Annotated in this window: 1 protein-coding gene; it reads left to right on the top strand. The window is 43.6% G+C overall.

What is annotated here, in order from left to right; genetic code table 11:
- Positions 1-17: 17 nt before the first annotated feature.
- The coding region (locus tag MN204_RS20865) for a polysaccharide biosynthesis C-terminal domain-containing protein (protein WP_249872962.1) at positions 18-264 on the top strand (247 nt) is incomplete at its 3' end.

The following is a 264-nucleotide window of genomic DNA, read 5'->3' on the forward strand; positions in this document are numbered from 1 at the left end:
TGATTTTGATGCTGGTTTTGAAGTTCGCTTTACAAGTACCATTGACCATTTGGTTGTACGGTATGGGACCGCTGGTCTCAACGGCATTAGCCTTTATTGTCGGATTAGCGATGTCAATTCGTCGTTTGACGAAGCGCTTTGATATTAGTTGGGCACCATTTAATTACTCAGCAATGATTATCCTATTCTGGAGTCTGGTGATGTACATTGTGGTTACGCCGGTCGTTGGCACGTTAGGTTACTTTGTGTCAGATGGGAAAATCC

The sequence above is a fragment of the Oceanobacillus saliphilus genome (assembly GCF_023522835.1).
Classification (GTDB): Bacteria; Bacillota; Bacilli; order Bacillales; family Amphibacillaceae; genus Oceanobacillus; species Oceanobacillus saliphilus.